20 protein-coding genes are annotated in these 25,001 nt (G+C 68.3%); 4 read left to right on the top strand and 16 right to left on the bottom strand.

The features are described from left to right. Positions 1 to 4: 4 nt before the first annotated feature. From I4Q55_RS42500 to I4Q55_RS42480, 5 genes are read right to left on the bottom strand one after another with little or no spacing between them, the layout of a single operon-like run. Positions 5 to 313 (bottom strand): hypothetical protein, encoded by a 309-nt coding sequence (locus tag I4Q55_RS42500; RefSeq protein ID WP_206796287.1) that lies wholly within the window; start codon positions 311 to 313, stop codon positions 5 to 7. After that, positions 313 to 1,404, bottom strand: coding sequence for a DUF4417 domain-containing protein (locus tag I4Q55_RS42495; RefSeq protein WP_206796284.1), 1,092 nt, complete (start codon positions 1,402 to 1,404; stop codon positions 313 to 315). Before I4Q55_RS42495 ends, I4Q55_RS42500 begins: the two co-directional genes overlap by 1 nt. Then, positions 1,401 to 2,501, bottom strand: a complete 1,101-nt coding sequence (locus I4Q55_RS42490) for a ParB/RepB/Spo0J family partition protein (protein ID WP_206796282.1) — start codon at positions 2,499 to 2,501, stop codon at positions 1,401 to 1,403. The genes I4Q55_RS42495 and I4Q55_RS42490 overlap by 4 nt, the downstream gene beginning before the upstream one ends. Further along, positions 2,498 to 3,352 carry a replication-relaxation family protein gene (locus tag I4Q55_RS42485; protein ID WP_307793463.1) on the bottom strand — a complete coding sequence of 285 codons (855 nt, stop codon included), beginning with the start codon at positions 3,350 to 3,352 and terminating at the stop codon, positions 2,498 to 2,500. Before I4Q55_RS42485 ends, I4Q55_RS42490 begins: the two co-directional genes overlap by 4 nt. A 5-nt stretch (positions 3,353 to 3,357) precedes the next feature. Continuing rightward, positions 3,358 to 5,160: an ATP-binding protein gene (locus tag I4Q55_RS42480; protein WP_206796278.1), complete on the bottom strand. Its 1,803-nt coding sequence runs from the start codon at positions 5,158 to 5,160 to the stop codon at positions 3,358 to 3,360. A 560-nt stretch (positions 5,161 to 5,720) separates the two neighbouring features. Between I4Q55_RS42480 and I4Q55_RS42475 the strand changes: the two genes are divergently transcribed. Next, positions 5,721 to 6,119: an Lsr2 family protein gene (locus I4Q55_RS42475; RefSeq protein ID WP_206796277.1), complete on the top strand. Its 399-nt coding sequence runs from the start codon at positions 5,721 to 5,723 to the stop codon at positions 6,117 to 6,119. A 22-nt stretch (positions 6,120 to 6,141) separates the two neighbouring features. On the opposite strand, the gene I4Q55_RS49860 is transcribed toward I4Q55_RS42475, so the two are convergent. Continuing rightward, on the bottom strand, positions 6,142 to 6,909 hold the full coding sequence (locus tag I4Q55_RS49860) for a hypothetical protein (protein ID WP_242547757.1): 768 nt from the start codon (positions 6,907 to 6,909) through the stop codon (positions 6,142 to 6,144). 63 nt (positions 6,910 to 6,972) lie between these two features. On the opposite strand from I4Q55_RS49860, the gene I4Q55_RS42465 reads away from it, so the two are divergent. Next, entirely contained in the window at positions 6,973 to 7,563 is a 591-nt protein-coding gene (locus tag I4Q55_RS42465; protein ID WP_206796275.1) for a hypothetical protein, read from the top strand. A gap of 186 nt (positions 7,564 to 7,749) precedes the next feature. On the opposite strand, the gene I4Q55_RS42460 is transcribed toward I4Q55_RS42465, so the two are convergent. The 10 genes from I4Q55_RS42460 to I4Q55_RS42415 all read right to left on the bottom strand — a co-directional run bounded on the left by I4Q55_RS42460 (position 7,750) and on the right by I4Q55_RS42415 (position 20,986). Then, positions 7,750 to 8,742 (bottom strand): bifunctional lytic transglycosylase/C40 family peptidase, encoded by a 993-nt coding sequence (locus I4Q55_RS42460; protein ID WP_206796273.1) that lies wholly within the window; start codon positions 8,740 to 8,742, stop codon positions 7,750 to 7,752. Beyond that, the gene (locus tag I4Q55_RS42455) at positions 8,739 to 10,610 is read right to left on the bottom strand and encodes a hypothetical protein (protein ID WP_307793462.1); all 1,872 of its coding nucleotides are present in this window, start codon (positions 10,608 to 10,610) and stop codon (positions 8,739 to 8,741) included. The genes I4Q55_RS42460 and I4Q55_RS42455 overlap by 4 nt, the downstream gene beginning before the upstream one ends. A gap of 186 nt (positions 10,611 to 10,796) precedes the next feature. After that, positions 10,797 to 13,364: an ATP-binding protein gene (locus tag I4Q55_RS42450; RefSeq protein ID WP_307793461.1), complete on the bottom strand. Its 2,568-nt coding sequence runs from the start codon at positions 13,362 to 13,364 to the stop codon at positions 10,797 to 10,799. An 11-nt stretch (positions 13,365 to 13,375) separates the two neighbouring features. Continuing rightward, a complete protein-coding gene (locus tag I4Q55_RS42445; protein WP_242547756.1) occupies positions 13,376 to 13,837 on the bottom strand; it encodes a hypothetical protein in 462 nt (153 codons plus the stop codon). Continuing rightward, positions 13,834 to 14,073, bottom strand: a complete 240-nt coding sequence (locus tag I4Q55_RS42440; protein WP_206796269.1) for a hypothetical protein — start codon at positions 14,071 to 14,073, stop codon at positions 13,834 to 13,836. Before I4Q55_RS42440 ends, I4Q55_RS42445 begins: the two co-directional genes overlap by 4 nt. Positions 14,074 to 14,089: 16 nt before the next feature. Beyond that, positions 14,090 to 14,980 carry a conjugal transfer protein gene (locus I4Q55_RS42435; RefSeq protein WP_206796268.1) on the bottom strand — a complete coding sequence of 297 codons (891 nt, stop codon included), beginning with the start codon at positions 14,978 to 14,980 and terminating at the stop codon, positions 14,090 to 14,092. A 115-nt stretch (positions 14,981 to 15,095) separates the two neighbouring features. Continuing rightward, positions 15,096 to 15,959 carry a hypothetical protein gene (locus tag I4Q55_RS42430; RefSeq protein ID WP_206796267.1) on the bottom strand — a complete coding sequence of 288 codons (864 nt, stop codon included), beginning with the start codon at positions 15,957 to 15,959 and terminating at the stop codon, positions 15,096 to 15,098. Positions 15,960 to 16,982: 1,023 nt separating this feature from the next. Next, complete coding sequence (locus I4Q55_RS42425; RefSeq protein ID WP_206796266.1) at positions 16,983 to 18,701, bottom strand: DEAD/DEAH box helicase; 1,719 nt, start codon at positions 18,699 to 18,701, stop codon at positions 16,983 to 16,985. Further along, positions 18,701 to 20,542, bottom strand: a complete 1,842-nt coding sequence (locus I4Q55_RS42420; protein ID WP_307793460.1) for an ATP-binding protein — start codon at positions 20,540 to 20,542, stop codon at positions 18,701 to 18,703. The genes I4Q55_RS42425 and I4Q55_RS42420 overlap by 1 nt, the downstream gene beginning before the upstream one ends. 300 nt (positions 20,543 to 20,842) lie before the next feature. Continuing rightward, the gene (locus tag I4Q55_RS42415) at positions 20,843 to 20,986 is read right to left on the bottom strand and encodes a hypothetical protein (RefSeq protein ID WP_206796264.1); all 144 of its coding nucleotides are present in this window, start codon (positions 20,984 to 20,986) and stop codon (positions 20,843 to 20,845) included. 272 nt (positions 20,987 to 21,258) lie between these two features. Between I4Q55_RS42415 and I4Q55_RS42410 the strand changes: the two genes are divergently transcribed. Both I4Q55_RS42410 and I4Q55_RS42405 read left to right on the top strand, forming a co-directional pair. After that, on the top strand, positions 21,259 to 22,062 hold the full coding sequence (locus I4Q55_RS42410; RefSeq protein WP_206796263.1) for a sigma-70 family RNA polymerase sigma factor: 804 nt from the start codon (positions 21,259 to 21,261) through the stop codon (positions 22,060 to 22,062). Continuing rightward, the gene (locus I4Q55_RS42405) at positions 22,059 to 24,050 is read left to right on the top strand and encodes a hypothetical protein (protein WP_206796261.1); all 1,992 of its coding nucleotides are present in this window, start codon (positions 22,059 to 22,061) and stop codon (positions 24,048 to 24,050) included. The genes I4Q55_RS42410 and I4Q55_RS42405 overlap by 4 nt, the downstream gene beginning before the upstream one ends. The last annotated feature ends 951 nt before the right edge of the window (positions 24,051 to 25,001 follow it).

Raw genomic sequence — 25,001 nt, 5'->3', positions numbered from 1 at the left:
CGGCTCAGTTCGCCGCCCCGAGGACGTCGTCGACCTGCGCCCTCACCACGTCCCCGAGTGCTCCTTCGGCCGGCTCCACCCGCACGGCCGGGGCAACCGGCGTCTCGGCCCAGAACGCCATCCGGTCGGCCAGCGTCGCCGGGTCGGCGCCGGCAAGTCGTTCACGCCAGATCCGTCCGGCGAAGGGTTCCCGCGGGATCCATTCGACGAAGCTCTCCGGCTTCTCCGTCTCGAGGCCCACGACGCCGACGACCGTGACCGCGGCGCCGTGTTCGGGCGACCAGCCCAGCAGAACCCAGACGTGCCGGGACATCAGGTGCCTCCCCGGGTGGTGACGGTGCCGTGGGGAAGCAGCGAGGCCATGAACCGAACGGAGCGGGCGAACGCGTCGGGAATGCGGGCGTGGACGTCCTGGCGGCCGTCGGCGGTCATCAGGGCGCCGTGCAGGGCGTACTGCGCCGGGTTCTGGCTGATCACGACGAGCCGGTCGCCGAACAGGTCGAGCGCGGTCTCGATGCGATCCCGCCGCGACAGGCCGGTCAGGATCACCACGACGTCCGGCGGGAGGTTCTCGGCCAGCCAGGACAAGCCGGGCAGCGCCCAGGCCTGCCAGTTGTTGTTCTCCCGCACGGTTTGGACGTTGACCGCGACGGCGGCCGGCTCGGTCTCGGCGGCCCAGTCGGCCTGGCGGCGCAGGTCTTCGAGGCGGTACCAGTACAGGTTCGGCACGGTCGGGATGCCGGCCGCGGCGAACTCGGCGGCGATGATCAGCGAGCGGCGCATGTTGATCAGGTGTTCAGCGCGGGGCCAGTTGCCGTAGATCGAGTAGTTCGGCGCCAGCACGAGCCCGAACTGCAGGGCCGCGATGCGCGCGATGAGGTCGTCGCGGTGCCGGGCGGTCCAGAAAGCCTCGACGAGCGGATCCTCCCCGTATCCGCTGAGGACCGTCAGCGTGGTGTCCGGCACCTCGAAGACCTCGGCCGCGGACCGGCCGTCGCACCAGCGCGGGTAAAGCTCGTGGGTGCGAGGAGAAAACACCCGCCGCAGTCCGACCGCGTACGCCGGCCACCGCACGGCCTCGTCGAGCTCGGCGACGCTGGAGCCGTCGACCTGCGGGATAAAGGCCGGTAGCGGCGTCGGCAGCGGGGTGCTGACGGTGAGGTCGTCGAATTCCAGAGTGCCGCCGACGTCGCGCATCCAGGCGTCGATGTCGGTGCGGGAGCCGCAACGGATCGGGCACGCGCGACAGTCGGTGCGGGCGCAGCCGCAGTAGGAGCAGTCGGAGTTGCAGCCGGAGCACAGCGGCGCGATGGCGACTGCAGGCTCGGCGTCGACGTACCAGGGGCAGCGCCGGCAGTCGCAGCGCGCGGCCGGCGCATTCGGCATGCCAAGGAAGGTGCTCACGCGGGCCCTCCCTTGTGGATGACGTCGCCGAGCTGGTCGAGCAGCAGCGCGACCGAGCCGCGGTCGTGCTCCCCCAACTCGGCACCCTGGACCAGGGCGAGAAGCAGCTGGCGCAGGGCGGCCAGAGCGCGCTCAACGAGCCGGCTGTCGACCGCGGCGACCTGCGCCCCCGGCTTGGTGCGTAGCTTTTCGGCGCGAGCAGCGTCCGCTTGCTCCTGGACGCGCTCGGCTTCGTCCAGGGCTTGCTCTGCGCTCAGCCCTTCATCAGCGCTGGCGGCGGCGAGGGCGGAGGGCAGCAGCCGGGTCCGGCCGGTGTTCTTCACTGCGGCCCAGATGTCGGCGGCAGCTTGCTCTCGGCCGCGGCGCAGTTCGACGAACCGGATGCGGGTGTGCAGCGACACCTTCGCCTCGTCCATCTCCTCGGCGATCTCGCGGGGCATCTCGGCGAAGGCGCGGACCAGCTCGCGGGCCTTGCGCGGGCTCAGCTGCAGGCCGAGCCGGGTCAGGACTTCGGCCCACGGCGCGGCACAGCTCTTGTCGCTGCCGCGGATGCGTTCCATCGCGGCGAAGCGGGCGATCGGGTCGTCGATCGCGTAGACCTCGGCCGGAACGGCGCGGCCGCCGGCCAGAAGCTTGCCGAGCAGGACGGCGCAGCGGTCGAGTACCAAGGCGGCGGCGAGCTCACCGGGCCGCAGGCTCTCCCGAGCCAGGTTCTCCACGAGCTGCCAGATCCGTCGTTCCTCATCCGACAGCGGGCCTGGGCAGACCACGGCGGGCAGCGCGGCGAAGTGCGGGTTGTCCGGCCGGTTGACCGCGCCCCACCGGCACGCGCGCAGCCGCCGCTCCCCCGCGGCCAGCTTCATCGCCGGATGCGTCCCGTCACCGGCGTCGATCTCCTCGACCAGCACCGGCTGCAGGACGCCGACGCTGGCGATCGAGGAGATCAGGTCCGCGAGGTCCGCCGGCGTGGTGGCGTCGCCAGGGAGCCGGCCCTGCAGCTCGGTGAACGGCGTGCCCTCGCCGCGCAGCGGCAGCAGCGCGAACCGGCGTTGCCGCAGCCGCGGTGACAGCCCGAACTGCTGCACGACCTCGGTCATGACAGCCTGCCGAACACGCTCACCCACCGCGGATCGCCCAGCAACGGCATCGCCACCGGCTCCAGCGGGCCGCGCGCCACCAGCTGGGGCAAGGTCGTCACCACCAGGTCGACCCGCCCCGCGGCCGTGCTCACCAAGGGCATGGCCTGAGCGTGGGCACGCAGGTCTGCGAGCCGGCGCTCGAGCACGCGCTCCTCGGCACCGGACAGGACAATCAGGACCCGCGGGAACCGGGGATACCGCTCCCGCCACGTCGGCTTCCGACCTGCTCCGGCTGGGGCGTGGTCGTGGTAGCGGATATAGCCGACGAGCTTGCGGGCCAAGCGTGCGACCGGCATCGTCGCGCGGTCCAGCTCGACGAACAGCGTCCGCTGCGACCGCCTGCCAGCCTCCTCGAGCACGTAGTGCAGGACGGCGTCGGCGATCACGACCCCGCGCCGGTCTCCCGCGCGGTCACGAAACGGGTGGGCAACCTCCGGCGTCCAGGACAACGGACCGCACTCGTCGCCGTGCTCCCGAGCCGTCTCGACGAACGCGAGACCAGTCTCGACGACGTCAAGGGTGTGCTCCTGCAGCAGGTGCGCGACCGCGGTGCCCGGCAGCCGATAAGCACGCGCGTCGACCGCCCCCGCAGCCTCAACGACCTCGGCTCCATCCGAGGTCACGTGCCAAGTGCGCGGCCGGTGCTCCCGCGTGATCCGGTCGGCCAGCCCGGCTTGCCGCAGGCCGGTGAGCTTCGCGCGCACGGTGACCGGGGACAGCGTCGGGGCCACCAGCCGCCGGACTTGCTCCGTGGACACCAGCCGATGCCAGTACAGGACGGTCAGGGCCTCACGCTGGAAGACGTCCACGATGATCACTCCACGCTCGAGGTCAGGTCGATGCCGGCGCCGCTGCCCCGGGTCGGCGGACGTCCGCGGCGCGGCGGCGGTGCCGGCCGCTCGGCCTGCAGGGCGGCGAGGATCCGGTCGTCCAGGTCCTCGAGCTCGTCGAGGACCTCGCCGATCGGGCGGCGCGCGAGGTTGGCGTCGAGGGCCTGGCCGACGTCGTCGTTCCATTCGGGATGGAAGTGCTCGGCGAACTCGTCGTCGACGTGCAGCCCGCGGATCTTGAACGGCGTCGTCCGCTGCCCGCCGAGGGTGACGGTGACGACGTGATGGAACTGCTCCAGCTCGGTCACCGTGGCCGGCTGGACCAGGCCACCGAACTCCCGAGCCACCGTGCGGGCGCCGTCGATCGCGGCGGCCGAGGTCATCAGCAGCGACTGGTTCTGCAGCAGCGCCCTGCGGGTCTCGGCGGCGAGCCGGTCGGGCATCTGGTTCATCGCGTGCAGCGCGACGCGGTACTTGCGCAGCTGCTCGAGGATTGCGGCGAGGTAGCCGCGGGAGGCGCCGTCGACCGCGGCGAGCTCGTCGACGAAGGCGTCGCACCTGCGCCGTTGCTCGACCGGGGTGTCGGCGCGGGAGCGGCCGGCGCGAAACAGGTCGTAGATCATGAACGAGGTGATCAGCTTGTTCGTCTCGCCGGTGCCGGTGGTGCAGACGAACACGATCCGCCCGGTGTCCATCGCCCGCCGCACGTCGTAGGTCGTGACCGAGGAGCCGAGGAACGCCGAGAGCGTCGGGCTGGTCCGCAGGCGGTTGATGATGTTGGTGACGACCGTGGTCGCGTCGGGGGTCAGCTTCGGGAACGAGTCCGTCCAGTACCGGCGCACGGACGGCTTGAGCGCCGGCAGGATGGATTCGCGCCAGGTTTCGTCGTCCAGTAGCGTCGGGATCTGGAAGATCGTCGGTGCGCAGTCGGCCGGGAGCCGCATCGCGACGTAGCAAAGGGCCTCGCAGGCCTTGGTTAGGATCGACTTCGCCCGCGGCGCCGCGTCACCCCAGCCGAGCGCCGCGGCGAAGGACGTCACCACGGCGTCGACGCGGTCCTCGATGTCGGACTCGGTGAAGCCCTGCATGCTCAGCGGGTTCCAGCCGGGGAGGCGCTTGCTCCGGCCGCGGACGTCGAGGTTGACCTCCCACAGCCGCGCCCGCAACGCCGGATCGGAGAGGTAGGGCTTGGCGCGCTTCCAACCATCGGCGTGGGGGTCGAGGAACCAGACGCCGCCGCCGAGCTGGGCGATCTCGATGGCCTGGGCCAGGGCTTCTTCGGTCTTTCCGAACCCGGCCTTGCCGAAGCGGGCGGAGAACAGCAGCTCGCGCAGGGGCACGCCGACCAGGCGCTCGTCGCCGTTGACGTCGGTGACGTACCCGAGCCGCACCAGGCCCGTCCCCGGCCGGTAGGTCGGAATCTCGCGCGGCGCGGGGAGCACCCAGCCGCGGCTGCGGGCGATCGCCGGCGACTGGCACCGGCCAGACGGCGGCTTCAGCAGGCCCGCGATCTCGCTGGTCGTCACGAGCGAGCCCGGCCGCGGCTTCGCCAGCCCAGTCCGGAATCGCCGGTCGAACAGCCAGCGCACTCCCGCGGTGTCCGCGCCGAAGTGCCAGCCGAGGACTCGCGGGCCGCGCACCCGCCAGTAGTTCTCACCTCGGAAGATGTCGAACGCTCCGATGACACTGCGCAGGTGCGCCTGCGCCCGGCCCGGGATTTCCGAAACACAGCGGATCAGGACCTGAACAGCGAAAACCGGCTCATCGGTCACGAACTTGTTTTTCACTCGCTGAGGCGAAGACATCACATTTCGTGAACGCCCGGCTGCCTGAGGGCGAGCAGTGGGCAAGAACTCGCCAAGCAGTTCAGCGACAAGGTCGGCGACTACGCCGAACGGCCTCATACCGTTTCCACCGGAATGCGGTATGGCTCGACGAGCGAGGTGCCGGATACGCGCCGGCGTCAACGGGACAAGATCCAGGCAGACCTGCACCGATTCACCGAGGTCGACGCGAACGTCACCAAGTGCGTTCGCCAGCGTCTGAAGTGGATCGTCCGGCCGAATCGGCAAGGCCGACAGCGGAAGATGCGCAGGCCGTGCCAGGACAAGCTCGGCTCGCGCCACGTGAACGTCCGGCGAGGACGGCTGACGATGCACGGCGGGTTCTCCTCCCACGAACGGTTTGCACCATCAGTCACGGGAGACACCGGGCGGATTTGATGCAGCCGAGCACGGGGGTGACTTTTCCTTTCCGGTCGCGTTGTGGATACACTCGGCGACAGAACATCGCAGAATCTGCAACTTGCAGGTGTTCCTGGACGCGCATCCATCCCGAGGAGCATTCAATGGCCCAGAAAGTCCTCGTCGAGATCCTCGACGACATCGACGGCACCCCCGCCGCACAGACCGTGCAGTTCGGCCTCGACGGCGTGACCTACGAAATTGACCTCTCGGACGAGAACGCCGCCGCCCTGCGCGACGAACTGGCCCGCTACGTCGGCGCCGGCCGGCGCATCGGCGGCCGCAAGGTCCGCGTCGCCACGGGCCAGTCGACCGCGACCACCGCGTCCGACCGCGAGCGCAACCAGCAGATCCGCGCCTGGGCCAACGCGAACGGCTATGAGGTCTCCGAGCGCGGACGTCTCTCCTCCGAGGTGGTTTCCGCCTTCGAGCAAGCCCAGGTCGCCGAGGCGGAGGCTCCGGCACCGCGGAAGCGTGCTTCGCGCAAGAAGACCGCCGCTTGACCAGCAGATCACTGGGGAAAGATCACCGCTGTCGTCCTGTCGGCGGCGAGGAGACATCACCCTCGTCGCCGACGTCGGACGTCGCCCGCCGGATCTCGACGTCGGGATAAACGAGCTTGTTGAGCACGCCGGTCACGGACTCGCGCCCCTCCACGCTCATGACCATCTTCCCGAACTCGGAATCCGTGCCGAACCGGATCCGCACCCCCACCACCGACTTCGGCACCCAACCACGCACCGGCCGCACCCGCCCCAGCTGATGCGCGAACGCCTGCACGGCTTGCGGCGAGGGATCGAACGTGGCCGTCGGCAGCAGCTCGAACCGGACACGGGAGCGGAGGTGGTGGGAACGAAGGTGTCGGTGGAGGACGAAGACCGCGATCAGGATCGCGACCGCGGCGGTGGTCACCCACCAGAACGCGACGCTCGTGACCAGGTCGCCCAGACGGAGCGCCTTCGGCGCGCTGTTCCCCAGCATGACCTGGCGGCCATGCGTGCGGGGGAACATGTCGGCATTCGGGGCAACGTCCAAAAGAGCCTCCCGAGCAGGGAATGTGTTCTGCTTGTGATCGATGCCGAACGCGCTGCCAACGTCGAGGCCAACGACCGCCGGTTGGACCTGTCCGCGAACCTCCGACACAACGCCTCCCGCGATCGATGACTCGTCGGAACCAGTCACGCCCATCCAGGCCTGATTCAATTCGGCACCGACATGCGCCGGCAAGCCTCGACGATCGTTTCGACCCGATGGCCAAGCTCGCGCGCCGGGCGAAGCGGCGACCAGTTCCATAGCATCCCCTACCTGCGATTATGCACCTACAATGGCGCATGGATTCGATCTTGAGGGGGTTCGATGGCCATCGCTGAAGCACTCGCGGCGAAGACAGTCAGCGAGAATTTCCTGCACAAGGTGGTGTCGGTCGTGGCGGGCATCTGCTCGACGATCTGGCTGAGTTTCGCGGTGATCGCGCAGATCATTGCCCCTACGACCATTGCCGCGCATGTCGGCGACTTCCTGGGGTTCACACAGGTCAGCGAGAAACTGATGCCCGTGGTCTCCTGGGCTGACGAGCCGAGGCACCTACCGCTGTTTCTCGGAGCAGCCGCCCTCGCCGGGGTGCTGTTCAATCTCAACAGCGCACCGACCGTGCCGATCCACGCCGTCGCCTCGGAGATGGCGTGGATGTCGTTCCTGGTAGCGGTACAAGGAGCCGGGTTCTTCGCTGCCGCCGGCATCTGCGTGGGTGTCAGCTGCGCGGCCGTGGGAATCGCGTGGCTACGCGACCGGAGGGACGGCGCCGCATGGATCGGATGGACGCTCGTGAACATCAACATCGAGACGAACGTGCTCCAGGCCCTGTATCCGGTATCGCTCGTTGCGAGCTGGTTCCTCGCGTCCTACCGGGGCGATCTCCCCGCCAAACGCTCGCGTGAAGACGCGTAGCCGACCGTCGCGGCACCGCTCGCGTTCGGCCCATTCGCCGGAGCGAGCTCGGGAACCTTCTGGCGCATGTCGAATGCCGCGGCCGAGCGACTGCGGCCAGCGTTCGCGTCGCCCCAGCGCGCAGCCGCAGTTGCCGACTTCGGGCAGCTCGTCGCCGAGGCAACCTAGCCGTGCGCTCCTTGGCAGCTACGAGCCGGCCGGTCGTGTGGCACCGAGAGGTCGCCTGATCGTGTCGACTCGGACGGGTGTCCCGAAGTCCGGTGCGTTCACCATCGAGGTCGCCGAGAGAGCGAGCCCGACGTGAGTGATGTGACCGGTGCTTGTCCCGAAGAAGACTAGATCACCTGGCTGGAGCGGAGCTGCCGCGATCCGTGGCCCGGCGTTGTACTGGGTCTGCGCTGTCCGGGGCAAGCCGATGCCAGCTGCGGCGTAGGAAGCCTTGGTGAGTCCCGAGCAGTCGAAGCCGCGGTCGCCGTTGGCAGGTCCGTCGCCGCCCCACACGTAGGGCAGCCCCAGTTGGTCGCAAGCAAACTTGATCACGGCCCGGACAGTGTCGTTCGGTGCCTGCACCGCGCCGCAGCTGTACTTTTCCGCTTGGGCGAGGACCTTCTTCACGTACCACTCGGCGTGGTTGTAGGCGAAGATCGCGGCGTGCAGGTCGCGTCCGTCGCGGGCTCCGGAGTCGCAGAGGTAGGCCGCGGCGGCGTAGATCGCGTCGTGCGGGTTGTACCGGGACGGCGGGTGCGCGCCGCCGGGCGGCGGCGGGTGGCGGGCGACGACACTGTTGAACGTCGGCTGCAGGAACTGCATCGGGCCGCCCGCCTTGGCGCTGTTCTCCCCGCTGTGGACGCCGGGCAGCTGCGAACGTCCGTGGTCGGTTTCGATCTTGCCGATGGCGGCGAGGATGGTCCAGTCGAGGCCGGGGCAGGTTTGGGCGGCTTCGCGGTAGAGGGCGAGGTAGTCGGCCGGGATGTCGCCCACCGCGCCGCCGTTCGGTGCCGCTGCCGAGCTCGAGTCGCCGGCTCCGGCGAGCGTCGCGAGCAGGACGACGACGATCAGCACGCAGACGGCAGGCGGGCCGAACAGCAGCAGCGCGGCGAGGCAGCCCCAGCGGGCCGGGTGCTCGCGAAGCTGGTCTCGTGCGGTCTCGACGCCTCGGAGGGCGAGCAGCGGGTTCATCGTCGGCTGGCGGCGTCGCCGAGCCGCTGGCGCAGCCGCTGCGCCCATGGGACGGACGGCGGCAGCATCGCGGGCGGCGGAGCGGTCTCAGCCGGTGGCTTCGTGATGAAGCCGCGCCCGTGGGCCGCGGCGCCGAGGTTGGTGCCGGTGAACGCCGGTTTCCGTCCGGTGGCCGGCGGCGTCGTTCCGGCGATCTCCGCGCTGAGGTAGGTCGACGCTGCCGGTTTCTGCCCGCCTGCACGGTTGCCGAGTGCGGCGAGCACCGTCGTGGCGGCGTGCCATGCGGGCCGCGCGCCGGTCGCTGTCCCGAGGTTTCCGGCGTAGGCCGTGGCGTAGGTCTTGGCGGCCTCGGCTCGGCGGGCCAGCGCACCTTTGGCGACGCCGGCCTTCGTGGTGAGCGCCGTCTGCGCACGGTGGGCTGCCTGCGGCCACGAAACCGGCGCTCCCACGGTGTACTTGAGCACCTGCCCTCCGGCATGCCCAGCGGTGACCAGACGCTCCTTGAGCCGCCCGACCGGCGCGAAGGTCTCCGCGAACGCGGACGTCCCGGCCTTGACCGTGCGGGCCAGCCGATCCGGACCAGCGGGGACGATCGGCGTCGGCAGCGCCTTCGGTGCGTGGCGTGGCCTGCCGAGCCGTTGCAGCCGGGAGCTGACCTGGCCGCGGACTCGCTGGAGGTTCGCGGCCAGGCGTTTGCGGAAGAGGAAGCCGGAGAAGACGACGAGGTCGATGACGGCGAACCGAACCAGCTGCGGGCCGAGGTCGGCCAGCATGAGCGTGCGCAGCAGCACGGTCATGACGGCGAGGAACACCATGCCAGCCAGCAGCCGGGCGATGGTGGCGGCGATCGAGCCGACCCGGTAAGCGAGCTGGTGCTGCATCGAGGGCACCAGCGCGGCGACCAGGGCGAGCGCGAGCAGCAGCCCCTCGAACAGCAGCAGGTACGGGGCGAGAACCTGGATGGCGTTTAGGCAGATCACCAGGATGGCGAACAGGAGCATCGCGATCGCGTACAGCCAAGCTCCGAGGGTGCGATCGCCGTCGGCGACCTCGTTGTACTTGCCGTAGTCGCCGGGGCAGCCGTCGAGTTCGCGGGCCTTGGTGCTGTCGTCCTTGCCGGACCACGGACCGTCGTCGAGGACTCGCTTGACGGAGTACTGGCACGCGCCGGGGATGCCCTTGACCCGGCTGATCGGCGTGCCGTAATTGAGCGTCTCCCAGGGCGTGACCAGCAGGTTGTCGATGAACGCCTGGCCGATCGGCGCGGCCGGGTTCCCGGTGCCGCCGGGCTCCTGGCCCATGACGACGCTGGACACGTCGGCAGCGAGGTCGCGAGACAGGGACAGCACGCCCTCGTCGCCGACGAGGACGTCGACGGGATGGGTGAGGATCCCGACGGCGAGGACGTTGACCGCGATGGTCGACGCGGTTTCCCGCCATGCCCGGGTAGTCAGGCCGCGCGCGAACAGCAGCCCGAGGTAACAGGTGGCCACGAGCATCGCGATCTCGCGGAGCTTCAGGTCGCCGATGACCGAGGTCTGCCAGATGCCTTCGAGGTCTCGCGCCGGCGCTTTGATCCAGTCGAAGACCTGGCTGGAGGCGGCCCATTCGGTAAACCAGACCGAGAACCCGACCGCGTACTTGCCGACGGCGAAGCCGATGTTGGCCAGCCACAGCCAGATCGTCGGCATCGGGTTGTCCAGCAGCCCGGGCAGGTTAGCGAAGAGATCGTAGTTGTGCAGATCGCGGCCGTAGCCGTCGTCGATGCTGAAGATCCCACCGAGGTGGACGTGGTGACCAGGGTCGTCCTGCAACGGCAGTGGCGGCGCGTCCGGACCCGGCTTCGGCGGCGGCTGGTCACCGGGCACCCACAGGCAGGTCGGATATGGCTCGCACGGATTCTGTTGCGTCTGGCCGTGTGCAGCTTGTGGCGTGACGAGTCCAATGAGGACGGCGACAGCGACGATCGCGATCCCACGGGTTCCGGCAGAACGCAGTCTCATCACGACCTCCTGCCCTGCGTCTCTGTGAGACAGGGATCAGAAGGCCGGTCTTCAATGCGCCCGATGGCCTCGGGATACGTCAGGTGTGGTCAGGACGGCGTCTGGCAGCGTGCGATACGGCTGGGTCATCACCTTGACCTTGCCGATCCGTCCACTGTGGTCCCGCACCAGAAACTCCCCCGCTCGAGCACGCCGCTCCTCCTCGCCACCGGACGGGTTCAGCGGCGACAGGTCCTTGGTGACGACCTCGTGGTAGCGGGCATCGGCGGGGTCGACGCCGAGCCAGGCCAGGCTGGCGCGGGCGAGGCCGTCGTCGCGGTGGCGGCCGAGGAACCGCACCGCGATCAGGCCGCGCAGGACGTCGTCGCCGAGGTCTTTCGGCGCGTGGGATCCGAACGCGGCGTCGGCGCCGTGCTTGCGGCCGTCGCGGACGAACTCCAGAGCGATCTGCTGGCCTTCGGGGGTGCCGGTGACGTTGTAGGCCTCGTCACAGATGAACTCGCCCCACCGGCCCGTGGTGAAGCAGATTTCCTTGGCGATCGCGGCGATGAGCAGGTGGAAGGCGCGGCCGAAGAGCTTGCGCGGCGGGATCCGGGCGGCCATCCGCTCGTTGCTCATTTCTAGAGCGCTCGGCAGCGGGATCTCGTTGGTGCAGAACACGACCATGTCCGCGCCGAACAGGTCCACCGGCGGCAGTTCGGCGTCGAAGATCGGGCGGGTGATCGGGTCGCGCCGCAGCCGCTCGAGCCGATCCGCCAACGCCCGGGCCGCAGGGTCGCGCCCGCCGTGCCTCCGGAGCGTGTCGACAAGTCGGTTGCTGGAGGCGTCCGGGTGGCCGCTGACGTCGTCGAGGCCGCGGCCAAGGGCGTCCCGTTCGGCAGAGTTGGACTCCAGGTCCAGCCAGGACGCGAAGAACGTCTCGGCGATCCCGGTGCTCGACTTGCTCGTGCTGCGGAAGACCCGCAGCGGGTCGCAGGAGTGCCGCAGCTGAGCCGCGGCGGGCCGGTCGTCGAGGCTGGGGTCGATGATGTCGACGATCTGCGCGTTCCCCGGCAGCGCCGCCGCGACGGGCGCCCATTCCCGGCTGCGGGTCCGGTCGATGACGATAACCCGCCCGTCGAGCATCAGCCGCACGACCGCGGCGACGTTCTTCAGGATCACCGACTTCCCAGCACCAAGCTCGCCGATGACCGCGATCCCGCCCGAGGAGTCGTGGGTGGGCCCGTAGGTCGGGTCGAGCAGGAACGGGGTGATGGCACCGCCGTCCACGGTCAAGCCGAACAACGCCCCGGTCGGGTCGCCGAAGTCGGTCGCCGAGACCGGCAGGAGCATCGCGGAGTCGGTGGCGAGGAGGTTCTGGCTGCACTCGCGCACCACCATCGGCGTCCGGCTCCCCGGCAGCAGCGCCTGGTAGAGCTGCCGCTGACCGCCGAGCGGTCGCTCCCACCGGTACTCCCCGCCCAAGAACGCCTGCCGCAGCGCCTTCGCGCGGGCGTCGGCGTCACGCGCGGTGGGGCCCCAGACGCAGGCGACGACGCCGACCTCGAGGTCGATCTCGGTCGAGCTGGCGCCGAGGCGGGCGTTCTTGTGCTGGATCTCCTCCTGCGCCGAGATGACGTCCGCCGGGACTCCGGCGGTGTCGCCGGCGTGCTCCTCGTCCTGGCTCATCAGGTCCCGGGTCCGGCGCCGGTTGGCGGCGCGGGCGTCCTCGTTCGAGCGGGCGGTGATCCGCAGCGCGTAGTCGACGCCGAACCCGATGTCGGCCAGCCGAGCCAGGATCTCGTGCCCGGGGAAAGTGAAGGCCCGCGGCATCTCGGCCAGCACGAGGAATGCCTGGTAGCTGGCGACCGCGCCGTCGTCGGACGGCGTCACGCACTTGACGAACCGTCGGTTCAGCAGCCCCAGCGGCCCCCAGCCCTGCCGGTTCTCGGCCGGGTCGGTGCGGCCGCCTTCGTCGAACACGCAGCTGCGCAGCGTCGTCAGCCGCGCGCGTCCGCTCCCCCGCCGGACGGCGAGGCCGGTGTTGTGGACGGCGTCGGTCCGGTCGAGCTGGGGTTCGTTCACCCCGCGTACCGGAGCCCGGCAAAGCCACCAGAGCAACTCCACCTCCGTCGCCGGCCGGAACGGGACCGCCCCGCCGAGCTCCTGGGCCGCCACCCGCGCCCGCTCCCGGCCAGCTGCCACCGTGGCGGCCGAGGCAGGCCGGGCGGGCACGCCGAGCAGCTCACCGACCGCAGTGGCTGCCGCACGCGCGGTCGCCTGGGCGGCTTCCTTCCAGCCGTGGCCGGCGAGGGGTTTGGAGAGCCAGAAGCTGCGGCCGAGGACGTCGAGAGTGTCGAGCTGGTCCCAGGCGTTGTGGACCGTCTCCGCCCAGTGCGGGTTCGCGTCCAGATCGATCCCGTCGAGGCAGCGCCGGACGATCGCGTGGGCCTGGACCTGCTCGCACAGCGACGCGATCATCACCTCCCCGCGCAGCGACTTCATCAGCGTCACCGTGCGGTCGTACAGCTCCCGCAGCTGGCGCCCGGTGGAGCGAGCGCTTTCGTGCGGCAGCACTCGCCACACCGCCCAGACCGAGCCGTCGATGCAGAACAGCAGGTTGCCCGCCACATCGGTCACCGGGGAATCCATCACCGCTCCCGAGCCTGGGCCAGCACCTGCTGCAGCGACGACACCGGCGCCACCGGCTGCTCGGCCACGTCAAGGTGCACGTACAGCCAGCCACAGCTGCGCTCGGGTCGCACGGGCCGATAAGGGCGGCGACCGAGCATGCCGGCTCGCGGCGCGAGCAGGTGCGCGCTGAACCCGGCGAGCCAGCCCAGCGGCGTCCGGGACTCGATCCGGGCCCGCCGGAGAAACACCGCCGACAGCGGCAACACCCAGCGAGCCGGGCCGAGCCAGTCCAGCAGCGGCAGCTTCCACACCACGACCAGCAGAATGAGGAACAGCGTGCCCTGGGTCAGCGTGTACGGACCGCCGGGCAGGTAGCCGCCATCACGGCCGGGCATCCGCCCGAACATCCGCGGGAACCGCCGTGAGCGGGTGTAGGAGCGGCCGACCAGGACGTCGCCTCGGCCCTTCGGCGCGGTCAATGCGTGAACCAGGCGCCGAACATGCCGGCGACCGCGTCGAGGTTGAGCAGGATCCCGAGGAAGATCGCCGCGATCACGCCGTACTTGATCGCCCGCGTGAAGTTCCCCCTCGTGCCGATCAGCAGCCCGATCCCACCGACGACGGCGGCCAGCAGGATCAGCCGCCGGACGGACTGGTCACCCCAGGCCAGGTTGGTGTCGATCCAGGACTTCACGTCCGCGGCCAGCACGATCATCGGACTTCTCCCCTGCTCACCGGCCCGCCAGCAGCGGCGCCGGATCGATGCGGTTGATCTCCCACCGGCCCGCCCGCGCGACCAGGGTCAGCGCGTAGTCGACCGGCGTGCTCTGCCCAGTGGCATCCCAACCCCAGGCATGGGTGAAGCTGTGGATAACCGTCCCGTCGACCGGCCGCGCGGCCTGGCCCGGCTCGAACTTCTCGCGCGTGCGCACCTCGGTGACCTGCACAGCCATGTACGGCGCCGGCCGCGGCAGGGCAAGGCTTGCCCCGGGACTGACGAAGCGGTCCAGCTGGCCTTGCCCCGCCAGGTAGGCGGCCAGAAACCCGGCGACCGACTGCCCGACCGGCCCGCCCGGATCAGCGACCTCGTCGTAAGCCAGCACGACGGCGCCGCCGGTGCCCGGGCAAGCCACCGGCGTGGGCAGGGCTGCGGCGACGAAGGCGGCGTCCGTGCCGATCATCGCCACTTGGGCGCACAGCAACATCGCCGCGCGCTTGCCGTCGGGCTGCAGCACCAGCACGTCGGCGACCACCACGATCGACCACGTCCCCGGTGCCGTCGAGACCGCCGAGATCACCGCGGTGTCGACCGGAACCTGCGTCCCGACGGCCCGCTGCGACTTCATCCCGGGCGGGTAGAAGGTTTCGAGGTCCGCCGGGTCGTCTCGGGTTGCCGAGAGCCAGGAGCGCACGTACATCTCCGCCCACCCCTCCGGCGAGGTAGAAGACGCGAGTGCGCCGCCGTCCCGCATCGACGGCGCACCCGCTGGCTGGAGAACGATCAGACCGGCGATCGTCAGCAGCGGGCTGGCCAGCACCGCCAACCACGCTGCCCACCGGCCGGCACGGCGGGTCGCACCCCGCAACGCGGGTTCAACGTCCGCGTCGGGCAGCAGCTTCACCAGCGGGCTGATGCCCGCGCCACCGCGATCGTGACGACGGAACACGACTCGACCTCCCTGTGCGAGACCTGCGGGCTGTTGCTCAGAGACACGCAGATCGGCCCACTGGTGTGATTCAGCTGGGCCAAGGCAGGTCAAGGCCGCTAAACTCCGTCGCGGCCTCGGCCAGCTGCTCGAACGCCCGTCGGCGGTGCCGGGTGACCGTGGGCTGGCTCAGCCCGATCAGCGCGCCGATCTGCCGGTCCGTGGCGACGCCGTCCCGACCGACCGGGCCATCGAAGTAACGGGTGGTCAGGATGGTGGCGGAGTGCTCGTCGAGCCGCTCCTTCTCCACCGCCCACGCCAGCAGCTCGAGCAGTTCTTCCGACGCGTCGGGCTCGGCCGGGAGGGCCGCCAGAGGCCGGTACACCGCGTCGTCGTCGATACTGACCACGTCCGCGGCGGCCTGGCCGTGGTCAACGCCGAAATCCCGTTGGGCAGCCCGCTGGGTCTCGCGCACCAGGTTCGCCGCGACATGCTGCCGCCGTCGAAGCGGGTAGCACCGGGTCTGCTCCCACAGGTGCCCGATCACCGACGCCTGGATGTCGCGGCTGTCTTCCGAGGCCGAGACGCCACCACCAGTTACGCCACGCCGTACCCCGACCGCGCCGGCGGCTGCACGAGCTGCCCGGACGACCCGGCCGACGATGCCTGGAACAGCCGGCAACAGCGCGTTCACCACGATCTCGGTGGCGACGACGCCCGAACTTCCCAGTTCCGCCGCCCGGACCAATAGTGCGTGAAGAACTTCATCATGTCGGCCGTAGTCTCGCGTGGCCAGGATGGCAACGAGGTCTTCATGCGATGCAACATCTGAAAGCGTGGTGTCCTTGACGGACCAGCCGCGGAGAGACTGATCGAACCGCACTACCACCCGGGAGTCGCTGAACTCCTTCTGCAACATGGTCAACGGGCTGTTCTCAGTGGACCGGCTGCTCATAGCGCCAGCTCCTTCGCTTGGATGACAAGATCCGGGCCAGCGTCCGAACCGGTGCTCGCGCCATTCCTGGCCCGCGACCTTGCCCTGCCACGGGGCAAGCCAAGATCACCCGGATGAGTAACTGAACTTCACTTAGGAGTCAGGCCGTGAGCCATCGCTCCAGTGGATGGACCACATCGCCGACGACGACGACTGGCGCGTTTGCCTGCAGCGTTTCTCTCACGGAGGTACCGGCGCCCCGCCTAGCGGGCTCACCGACAGCAACCGCGCACGCGTGAAGGACCTCAAACAACAAGCCCCGGTGTTTTCCATGATTACCCGGGTCATGCTCGGTGGCGACGGGCTGCCCCCGCTGGCGGCCGCAGAACGACGACGAGCGGAAGCTGCAGAGACTTGCCTTCGTCGAGTCCTTCAACATGGAGATCACCGCCCCGATCTTCGCCCAGGTACTCGCCAAGATCGGGACCAATCACAGCCCCAGCCGTGAAGAGCTCCAGGACTTCTTCGCCGCCGAGAATCCCTCCATCTCCACGGAGATCGCGCGTGTGCTGGCCGACTGCCTGTTGCGCTACTGGTCGGGGGACGACGAAGCCTGCGTCTACTTGCTGGTGCCGAAGATCGAGACGATGTTGCGCAACCTCGCCCGAAGCTTGGACGAGCCGGTCTATCAAACCCAGCGCAACCACCCTGGCTGTGGAACCACTCTCCGGCCGGGTTCTTCGACAGCGCCAAGCTCCACGCTCGAGCCATCGGTTCGTAGCACGCGCTCTATACCAAGGAGGCAAGGTCTAAGACGTCCTCGGATCGCAGCGAGATGCCGATCTCACGACCAGCCTACAAGATATCTTGCAGTCCGCACTGACGAGGGCCGCCAGCCGACCGTCTCGCTATGACGTAAATAAAAGGGATTGCGCTGCAACGCTGCGGATACTCTCTCTCCGTCTTCAGTCTCGCATCGGTGCCCGCCCATCGGCGTGGCCCGCAACCACACTTACCGGGCGGAACGCCCGCGTCGCCCGGGATTCACTTCCGCGGCACATCTACACGCACGAGCGGGAACGCGTTCCGCGGGCGCACGAAGATCACGCGGTATCGGGCACGGGTGATGGCCACGCGGAGCACGCGGCGTTGTCGGACGACGCGTTTAGCGTCCCATCCGGAGTCGAGGAGTTTGGCGTTGTGCTGCGCCTCGACGATGACGACCGCGTCGAACTCTTTGCCTTTCGACTTGTGCATGTTCATAAGCGTGACGGGATGCGGTTCCGCGGGGCGGCCAGCGACGAGTTCATCAGCAAGAATGCGGCGTACGGCGTCCGCCGCGGCGGGGTAGGCGCCTGCGCCGTCCCAGATGTCGTTGAGTCCCCAAGCGAGGCTGTCGGTCGCGTGGAGCAGACGGAGTAACCTAGCTTTGCCGAACACCTCCGTTAGCTCATTGGACCCCCGCAATCGGGAGCGGGCGAGCTGCCAGTCCGTAACCGGGTTGCCCGTGAGTTGCAGCCCGGCGTCGTACGCATCGACGATCGTCTTGCCGGTCTTGGTGCGCAGGGTCTTGCCGGTGGCGAATGTGGTGATCGCCCGCTCGGTCGCCGCAATGGTCGATCGTGTGGATTCGGCTGGCTTGCCGGCGAACTTGACGCGGTAGAAGTCCGCGACGCTCCGAAGTGTCGCGGTGATCGCCTCGATGCGAGGTAGTGCAGGCCATTCGAGGATGCTGGCGACAACGTAACCAGCGGCGGCTGACAGGCCTGGGTCCCAGACGAGTTCGTGGTCGGCAGCCGGCAACGTCTTTCCGTTGAGTGTCTGGTCGGTGGCTATCGCCTCCGAGATGCGGGCGACGAAGGCACTGGACGGAGCGAGGACGGCGATGGTGGGTTGCCGGCCCAGTTGCGTGGAAAGTTGGTTCTGGAGCTGGAGAACTGCGTAGTGAGTGACCTGCTCCGGTGAGTAGGGGTAGCTGTAGTAGACATACTGGATCGCTGGTGGCGGTAGAGCGGGTTCGTTGCGCATGACGGCGTTCGCGTAGTCGAGGATGCCGTTGCCGGCGCTGCGGTGGTTGTCTCCGGTGAGGTCGAACGGTGTCGGCGTCAGGGTTTTGATGGCGTGCTGCAGCCGTTCTTCGTCGACTCCTTTGACGAACCCCTCGTAGATGCGCTGGTCGGGATCCGCGAGGCAGATGACGGTCGAGTTCTCGGCCAGTGCTTGGATGACGCGCCATTGGTCGACGTTGGTGTCCTGGAACTCGTCGACGATGATGAGCGGATAGCGGTCGCTGTAGAGGTGCCGGAGGGCCGGACTGCGTTCGAGCACCGTGGCGGCGGTCGCGGCGAGCTGGTCGAAGACGTAGATGCCGCGACGAGCGAGGCACTCAGTTTCGGCCTCCCAGTCGCCGTTGTGGTCGGCTTTGTGCTGGTTCTCGGCGTCGGGTGGCAGGAACACCGCCGGTGTGCCGGTGAGCAGTGGCCCGTGGGCGCGGACGAAGTCGAGGAAAAAAGCGTGGAACGTACGGACTTCCAGGTGATCACGGGTGGCGCGGGGCAGGTGCTCTGCGACGCGGTCGCCGATCTGCCGGACGGCGGCGCGGGAGAAGGACAAGAATAGAACCCGCTGTTCCGACTCCAACGTGGCGAGGATGCGTGCGGCCTTCAGCAACGCAATGGTGGTTTTGCCGCTGCCCGGCCCTCCTTGGATGAGAAGGTGTCCGGAGGCGTCGAGGATCGCGACGCGGGTGTCATCGAGTTCCATCACGTCGGCCTGGGCTCGTCGGTGCTCTGGATATCGGTGGTCGGGGTCCCATCGGTGTCGAGCGGGGCTGTTGACAGGTGCTTGTGAATGTCGAGCAGCAGATCGACCAAGGTGCGGGGCAGTTCATTGGGACTGCATTCGGCGATGAGCAGTGGCGCGAACGATTCGGGGCCCTTGCGGTTCTTCATGACGTGGCGCGTCAGGGTGGTCACTTGTTCGTCGGTCGCCGGGTCGGGGAGGTGTCCGCATTGCTGTGGGTAGTCGGAGCGGGTCGCGACCGTGGTGAGGAACTTGCGCTGCACGGCGGGAGGGATCTGGGCGACGAGGAGGTCCTCGATGCTGGGAAAGCCGATGTCGAGGTGGATCGCGAACGATTGGGCCTTCGTCAACTGTTCCGGGGTGAGCGGCGTGTTGGGGGTGTCGTGCGCCCCGAACACGGACTTGCCCAGCGCGGCGAAGACTGGTCCGTATAGCGGGACGCGGGCATCGCCACCGGCGTCGAATAGGCTCAGGCCCGCGACGTCGGGGTGTTGATACGGCGTGGCTGGGTCGGCGGCGAGGGCGTCAGCCACCGCCAGGTAGGTCGCGACTTCGGTAGCTCCCTCGACGACGAGCACGGCACGGCCGAGCACGGCTTCGGCGAACTGGCGGCGCTGCTCCCGATACTTCTTCGGTTTGACGTCTTCGCCGAGATCGATCCTGCCGCTGGTGAGCGCCCCGGTCTCGTCGCGCTTGAGGACTACGATTCGGCTCGGGTCGAACCGTTCGATCACGTAGGGCGAGTGCGAAGTGACGATGGCTTGCCCCATGGTTTCGGTCACGAAGTCCACGAGACGTCGCTGGGTGTGCGGAGGCAGAGCGATTTCGGGCTCTTCCATGGCGAAGATGACCGAGCCGGGACCGCGGATGTCGGCAATGTAGGTCAGGAGCGCGAATACCAGAACGTTGAGCGCCCCGGTGGAGAGTCGGTTGAACGGTACTGGGTAGGTACCGGGCTGGATGGCGATGAACATGCGCAGCACTTCGCGCAGGTGTTCCCGGGTCAGATCCGACGGTCGCACGCCGACCGCGGTGTCTTCCTCGGGCATCGCCAGGAACTTCCGGATGCGGGACAGCACCTCTCCGCGGATCTCCGCGAACCCTGCTGTCGTCTCAGCCAGGTCGATCCCGCTGAGTGCGTCGAGCGCGTTGGTCCACAGCGATCCGGTCCGATCCGACTCCAGCCGGACGATGGTGTCAATCAGCGAGCCTCGACCGAAGCTCAGTGCGCGGTTTCCCGTTCGGTTCGGCCGAAGATACAAGAATCCGCAGAATCTTTTGTCATCTCGGCGAAACGCCGTGAGTTCGCCACCGAGGGCGTCCTCGTCGTAGTCGCCGTCGGGCCGTTGCGGGTGCGCGAAGAACGTGTCGCCCTCGAAGTCGTCCTCCGTGGCGTTGAACCGGCCTCGGAACACCACCGGCAAGCACCACTCCCCATTGACGAGTTCGACCGCGTCATCGGAGACCGGTGACGCGAAGTCGCCGCTGTCCCTCGACCACGGCCGGAGGTGCCCGCGAAAGCGGCGGAGGGCTTCTTGCGACAACTCCGTGAGGACCACCTCGATGCGAATCTCAGGAGGTGACGAATCTTCCGTCGAGGTGGTGTCGCTGCCTCGATATTTCGCCTGGTGGAAGTCGTACTCGTCGATAACCGGTCGGCGGTACAGCCGCTCCAATCCCAGCACGAGATCGAGGGCTTCGCATATCGTGGACTTCCCGACGGCGTTCCCGCCGACGAGCAGGCTGTGCGAGTCCAGTAAAACGCTGCCCGACCGCACGCCGCGGAAGTTGCTGATCGACACCCGTCTAACTTTCACCCGTTGTCCTCCGGCATGTAGAGCGCTCGATTCGACCCAAGTGATCCAACCAAGCCAACGATGCACTTATCGCGTCGTGGCACCAGACGTATACGTGCGCGGGACTGCCGCTCCCAAATCGTTAGTAACCGGTACGTCCGGCACCGCGGCGACCTGCGGCCCGCGACTGGAGCGAGGCCTGCCGAATCCCACGACTGTAACAACGGTCTCCCGGCCATCGTCTTTGTGCTGGGTAGCAGCTGGATCCCGCCGAGCCGGCACCGCAGGCCGACTCGGCGGGAACTGTCAACGAATCTCTTTGTGCAGAAAGACGATCACCCCGCCAGCACTCATCATGCCGGCCAGCAGGGCGGCGGGCACGTTGCTGCCTGCGAGGTAGGTGAGACCGCCGACGACGGCGCCGAATACGACGCCGAGCAGCAGGATCACCGCCGTGCGAACGCTGAGTAGCGGCGGGGGCGAGGGAGGTTTGGCCATCGTTGTTCTCCATGGTGGGCGGGTCGGGGTGTTGTGCCCGGAGTACTAGGCCACGGCAGCGGGCGAAGTTACGCCCGCTGCACTGCGGGCTTCGCTCAATCAATTTCGGACAGCGCCGTAACCCGCCCTGCATCACCCCACCTAGGACGGAGGTCGACGAGCAAAGTCGGCGGCGGTCCGGCATGCACCACGAAGCCCCTCGAAGGTTCGGGAAGGCAGGAACGATGCAGTACGGCGGGAAGCGCGACGATGGCATACGCCGTCGCGCCGACCGCGATTTCACACCTACAACATCCCCCGACGACGGCGAATCGGTCGCACTTGCGGCCGAGGATGCAGCCCACCAAGCGGAGGCAGAGTCTCGGGAACGGCGACGCAATGATCAAAAGCTTCTCGACCACCTTGCGGCGGCGAACTTCTCCGGCCCGAGCTGGGAACACGTTGCGACCCAGCTGGCCAGTTACGGCGTCACCGTCATGAAGGCGTGGATGGGTTCCGGCGAAATCTTCGCTCGCTGCCGGGAGAAGGGCCGGGCACTCGGCCCGATGCCGAACTGGTGGGGCCGCGATGACCACGTCGACCTGGCGAACGACACCGTCACCAGCGCACTCCGCACCTTCAAGGCCAACCAGATGGCCGGGCAGGGCTGGGCTGTGGACGGCGGCGCGAACTTGAACACGTACTTCATCGGCACGTGCATACTGGCTTTCCCGAACGTTTACCGAGCGTGGCTGAAGGAGCACAACACGAAGGCTGCCGAGAGGCGAGAAGCAGCCGTCGGCCGAACGCCTGACACGATCATTCAGTCACCCGAGGACATGTGGCTGCTCCGGTCGACGATCGACGAAGCAATCAGAAACTTGCCCGACCGCCGGACTCAGATCGCCGTCGTCGCGTCGGCGTTCGGGTACAAGCTCGACGAGATCGCTGAGTTGATCAGTGCTGAGGTAGGCAGCAAGGTCACTGTCGGAATGGTGAAGCAACTCCTCCATCGTCATCGCAAGCGCCAGGGAGGAGCGGGAAAATGACCCACTTCGAGGACCTGCGGGCCCTGGAGACTGTCGACAATTTGCTCGAGAAGTCTTCCCTCGGGACACCGGGAGCCCGCCGTCTCCGACAGCGTACGGAGCTTGCGCATGCCGAAGCCCTCGTCGCCAAAGCCGATCAGCCGGAAGACGCCGCCGAGTCTGCTGGATCACCGCTTCTCGATCTCGATGACGTCTTCGAATCCTCTAGCGAACGAGACGTCGAACGCTCCCATGAGCTGCTCAACCACCTTGTCGCACCGATGACGAGGTACTGCCGGGCTGGGCTGGGTAGCACGAGCCGAGCCGATGACATCGCGCAGCAGGTCCTGACGGACGTGCTCGAGTACCTGCCGAATCACCCCGGTGACGGCAGGGCACTCCTCCGCTGGACGTGGAACCACGCGTCCGCAGCCGTGGGCCGGTTGAGCACCAGCGATCCCGACCTCGCACCGCCTGACCGCTTCGCCGCCCTGGCGTGGACCCTGCCCGAGCGGGATCGCGCCGTGCTGCTCTTCCGGGTCGCCCTGGGTCTCACCTGCACCGATGCCGGCAACATCCTCGGCATCGAGCCTCAGGAGGTGCTCGCCGCCCAGTCGCAGATCTTCGACCGTCTGCGAAGCCGCACCGAGCAGGAGAAGATCATCGTTTCCCCGTCGTCACGGCTGGCCGAAATGGTCGGCAGCCGTACTGTCGTCCGCATCGATTTGGTCGGGGCCGCCGCGCACCGCGCTTCGCCGGTCTCGCACCGGGACATCCTCCTGGAGATGCTCGAGCGGGTGGGCTCGCGCACCCAGGTGCCGCAGGAAGCGATCGAACGGACTTTTGACGGCGACGGTGTCCTCTTGGTCTGCCGCTACCCGGAGTTGGCGGTGATGAGCCTGGTAGAGCAACTGCTGATCGCGCTCGTCGAGCGGAACCGGCGCACAGCCGACCCGAACGCCCGCCTTCGGGCACAAGCCGCGCTGGGCACCGGCTACATGTCACGCGACGAAGCCGGCGCTCCGTGGGTCGGGAGAACGGTCTCTGACGTCCGGGAACTTGCCGCTGGCTCGCGGACGATGCTCTTCGAGTCGCCCTGGTCAGACGCAGTGCTCGCCGTACGATCGCCAATCCCCCCGGTCCTCAGTAGTCCCCCGGACAAGACCACGCCCTTTCGCCGGATGCGCATCGCCACCCCGGACGGCGAAGTGGAGGCGTACGTCCAGCAATTCGGCGTCACTCCGGCGGACACTGAAGCCAGTGGGTGGTTCGAGGTTGCTTTCGATAGCGTCACCGTCGCTGGTGGACGGGGTTCCGGCAAGAGCACCTTCGCGAGTGCGGTGTCCGACCCGGGCACCCGGACGGAGGTCTCGTTCCCGGGCGGTCTCGCATCGAAGGTGGGGAGGGTTGAAATGCACCACGGCCTTACACTCGCCGTGCTGGAGTCACCGACTCCGGCTATCTCCCACCTCCCAGGGACACTCGGTACCGTACTCGTGGTCGACACCCGTGCCCTGGCAGACTGCTTCCCGCTGATCGACCGGCTCGAGGAGCGCGAAGTGCCGTACGTCGTGGCCGTGCACGACGTCGACGGGACAACCCCCCATTCCGTCGAGGAGATTCGCACCGCTCTGGAGGTTTCCGCACCGATCCTCCGGTGCGACGTCCGCGATCGCGCTTCGGCGCTCGGCGCGCTCAAAGAGTTGGTGGACCACGCGCTCCCGACTACCCCACACCCGCGGCAACCCGGCTTCCCACCTTCACCCCCCTTGGTCAAATCGTGGTCGCCGGCGCCGTGGCGGACCGATGACGGAAGGACCGATCAGATCCCGGCGCTCGCCGGCTCGGTCTTCGACCATCACGACGAATCCAGCCAGGTGGCAACGTCCGTCTTGCCAGCCGTGGCGACGGGCACGCTCGCCTCCGACAACTCCGCAGCGGAGTACGGCCGGCACGCCGCGACGCCCGACGCACACGTGCGCACCGGCCGCCACCGGCCGCCGCGGTGACACTAGGACAACAACACATGGCGTTACCGATCCGGTACTATCAGTTATCGATCGCCTGGAGCACCTCCGACCGCAGCATTCGCCCGCTCCAGCGGTACCTCGCTCGTGCCACCCGGCCATCGAGCCGCCGGCTGACCTCGACGGTCAACAGCGCCTGTTGTTCGGGCCGCGGAGACCAGGCGGACGCTGACGACCACTGCAATGGGTTCCGCGGTGACACGGTCGAGGGGATCCACCGCGCCCTTCGTCGCTCGGCAGCCGCATCGAGACGCTAAACCGTAGCGAGTCGCTGCTGTAGGCGCATCGGGCAGCACAGCGACGATACATGCATTTCAGCAAACGGCCGCCTATCGGATGGCCGAGGAGCCCAAGTTGCCGCTCACCGACGCCCAGTCGTGCTCAGATACGCGCTGCTCACCACGACCCAGCTCTACCTCACGCCAAGCCAGGAGGATGTGATCTGTTGGGTGCTGACGCACCATGCCGAGCGGCCTCGCACTGCCGGGCAACTCGTGGCGGCGACCGCCCCGGGCTATCGGCGCAGCAACCTTGCCGTTCCGTTCGGCGACGCCGCCCATGATACCCAGCAACATCGAGCAGCACGCTCGAGTTGCAGCAGTATCCGCCCCTTGGCCCGCCCCGATGACTCCAGAGCTGCGGTCCCGCGGCAAAGCCTGGCAGCAACGCAGGCCGGACGCGACACGGCCTGGGCGAAATTGCCCCCTGCGCCGTTTGCCCACCGAAAGCCAGCGGCCAGCGGCCGGCGCCACAATCCCAGGCTCAACTTGTTGCTGGATTACTTCGACGTTGAACACTTCGGTCATGGGTCTGCCCAGGGTCTGGTTGACACCTCATCTGTGAGGCTTCGGCCTCGCCTGGAAGGATGTCACCGTGCCCAAGCCCTACCCCCGTGAGTTCCGTGACGATGTCGTCGCGGTGGCCCGTCGCGGC

This window comes from Amycolatopsis sp. MtRt-6 (genome assembly GCF_017308975.1).
Lineage (GTDB): Bacteria > Actinomycetota > Actinomycetes > Mycobacteriales > Pseudonocardiaceae > Amycolatopsis.
Note: the sequence above shows the minus strand (reverse complement) of the source record. Positions and strands in the feature narration are given on the sequence as shown.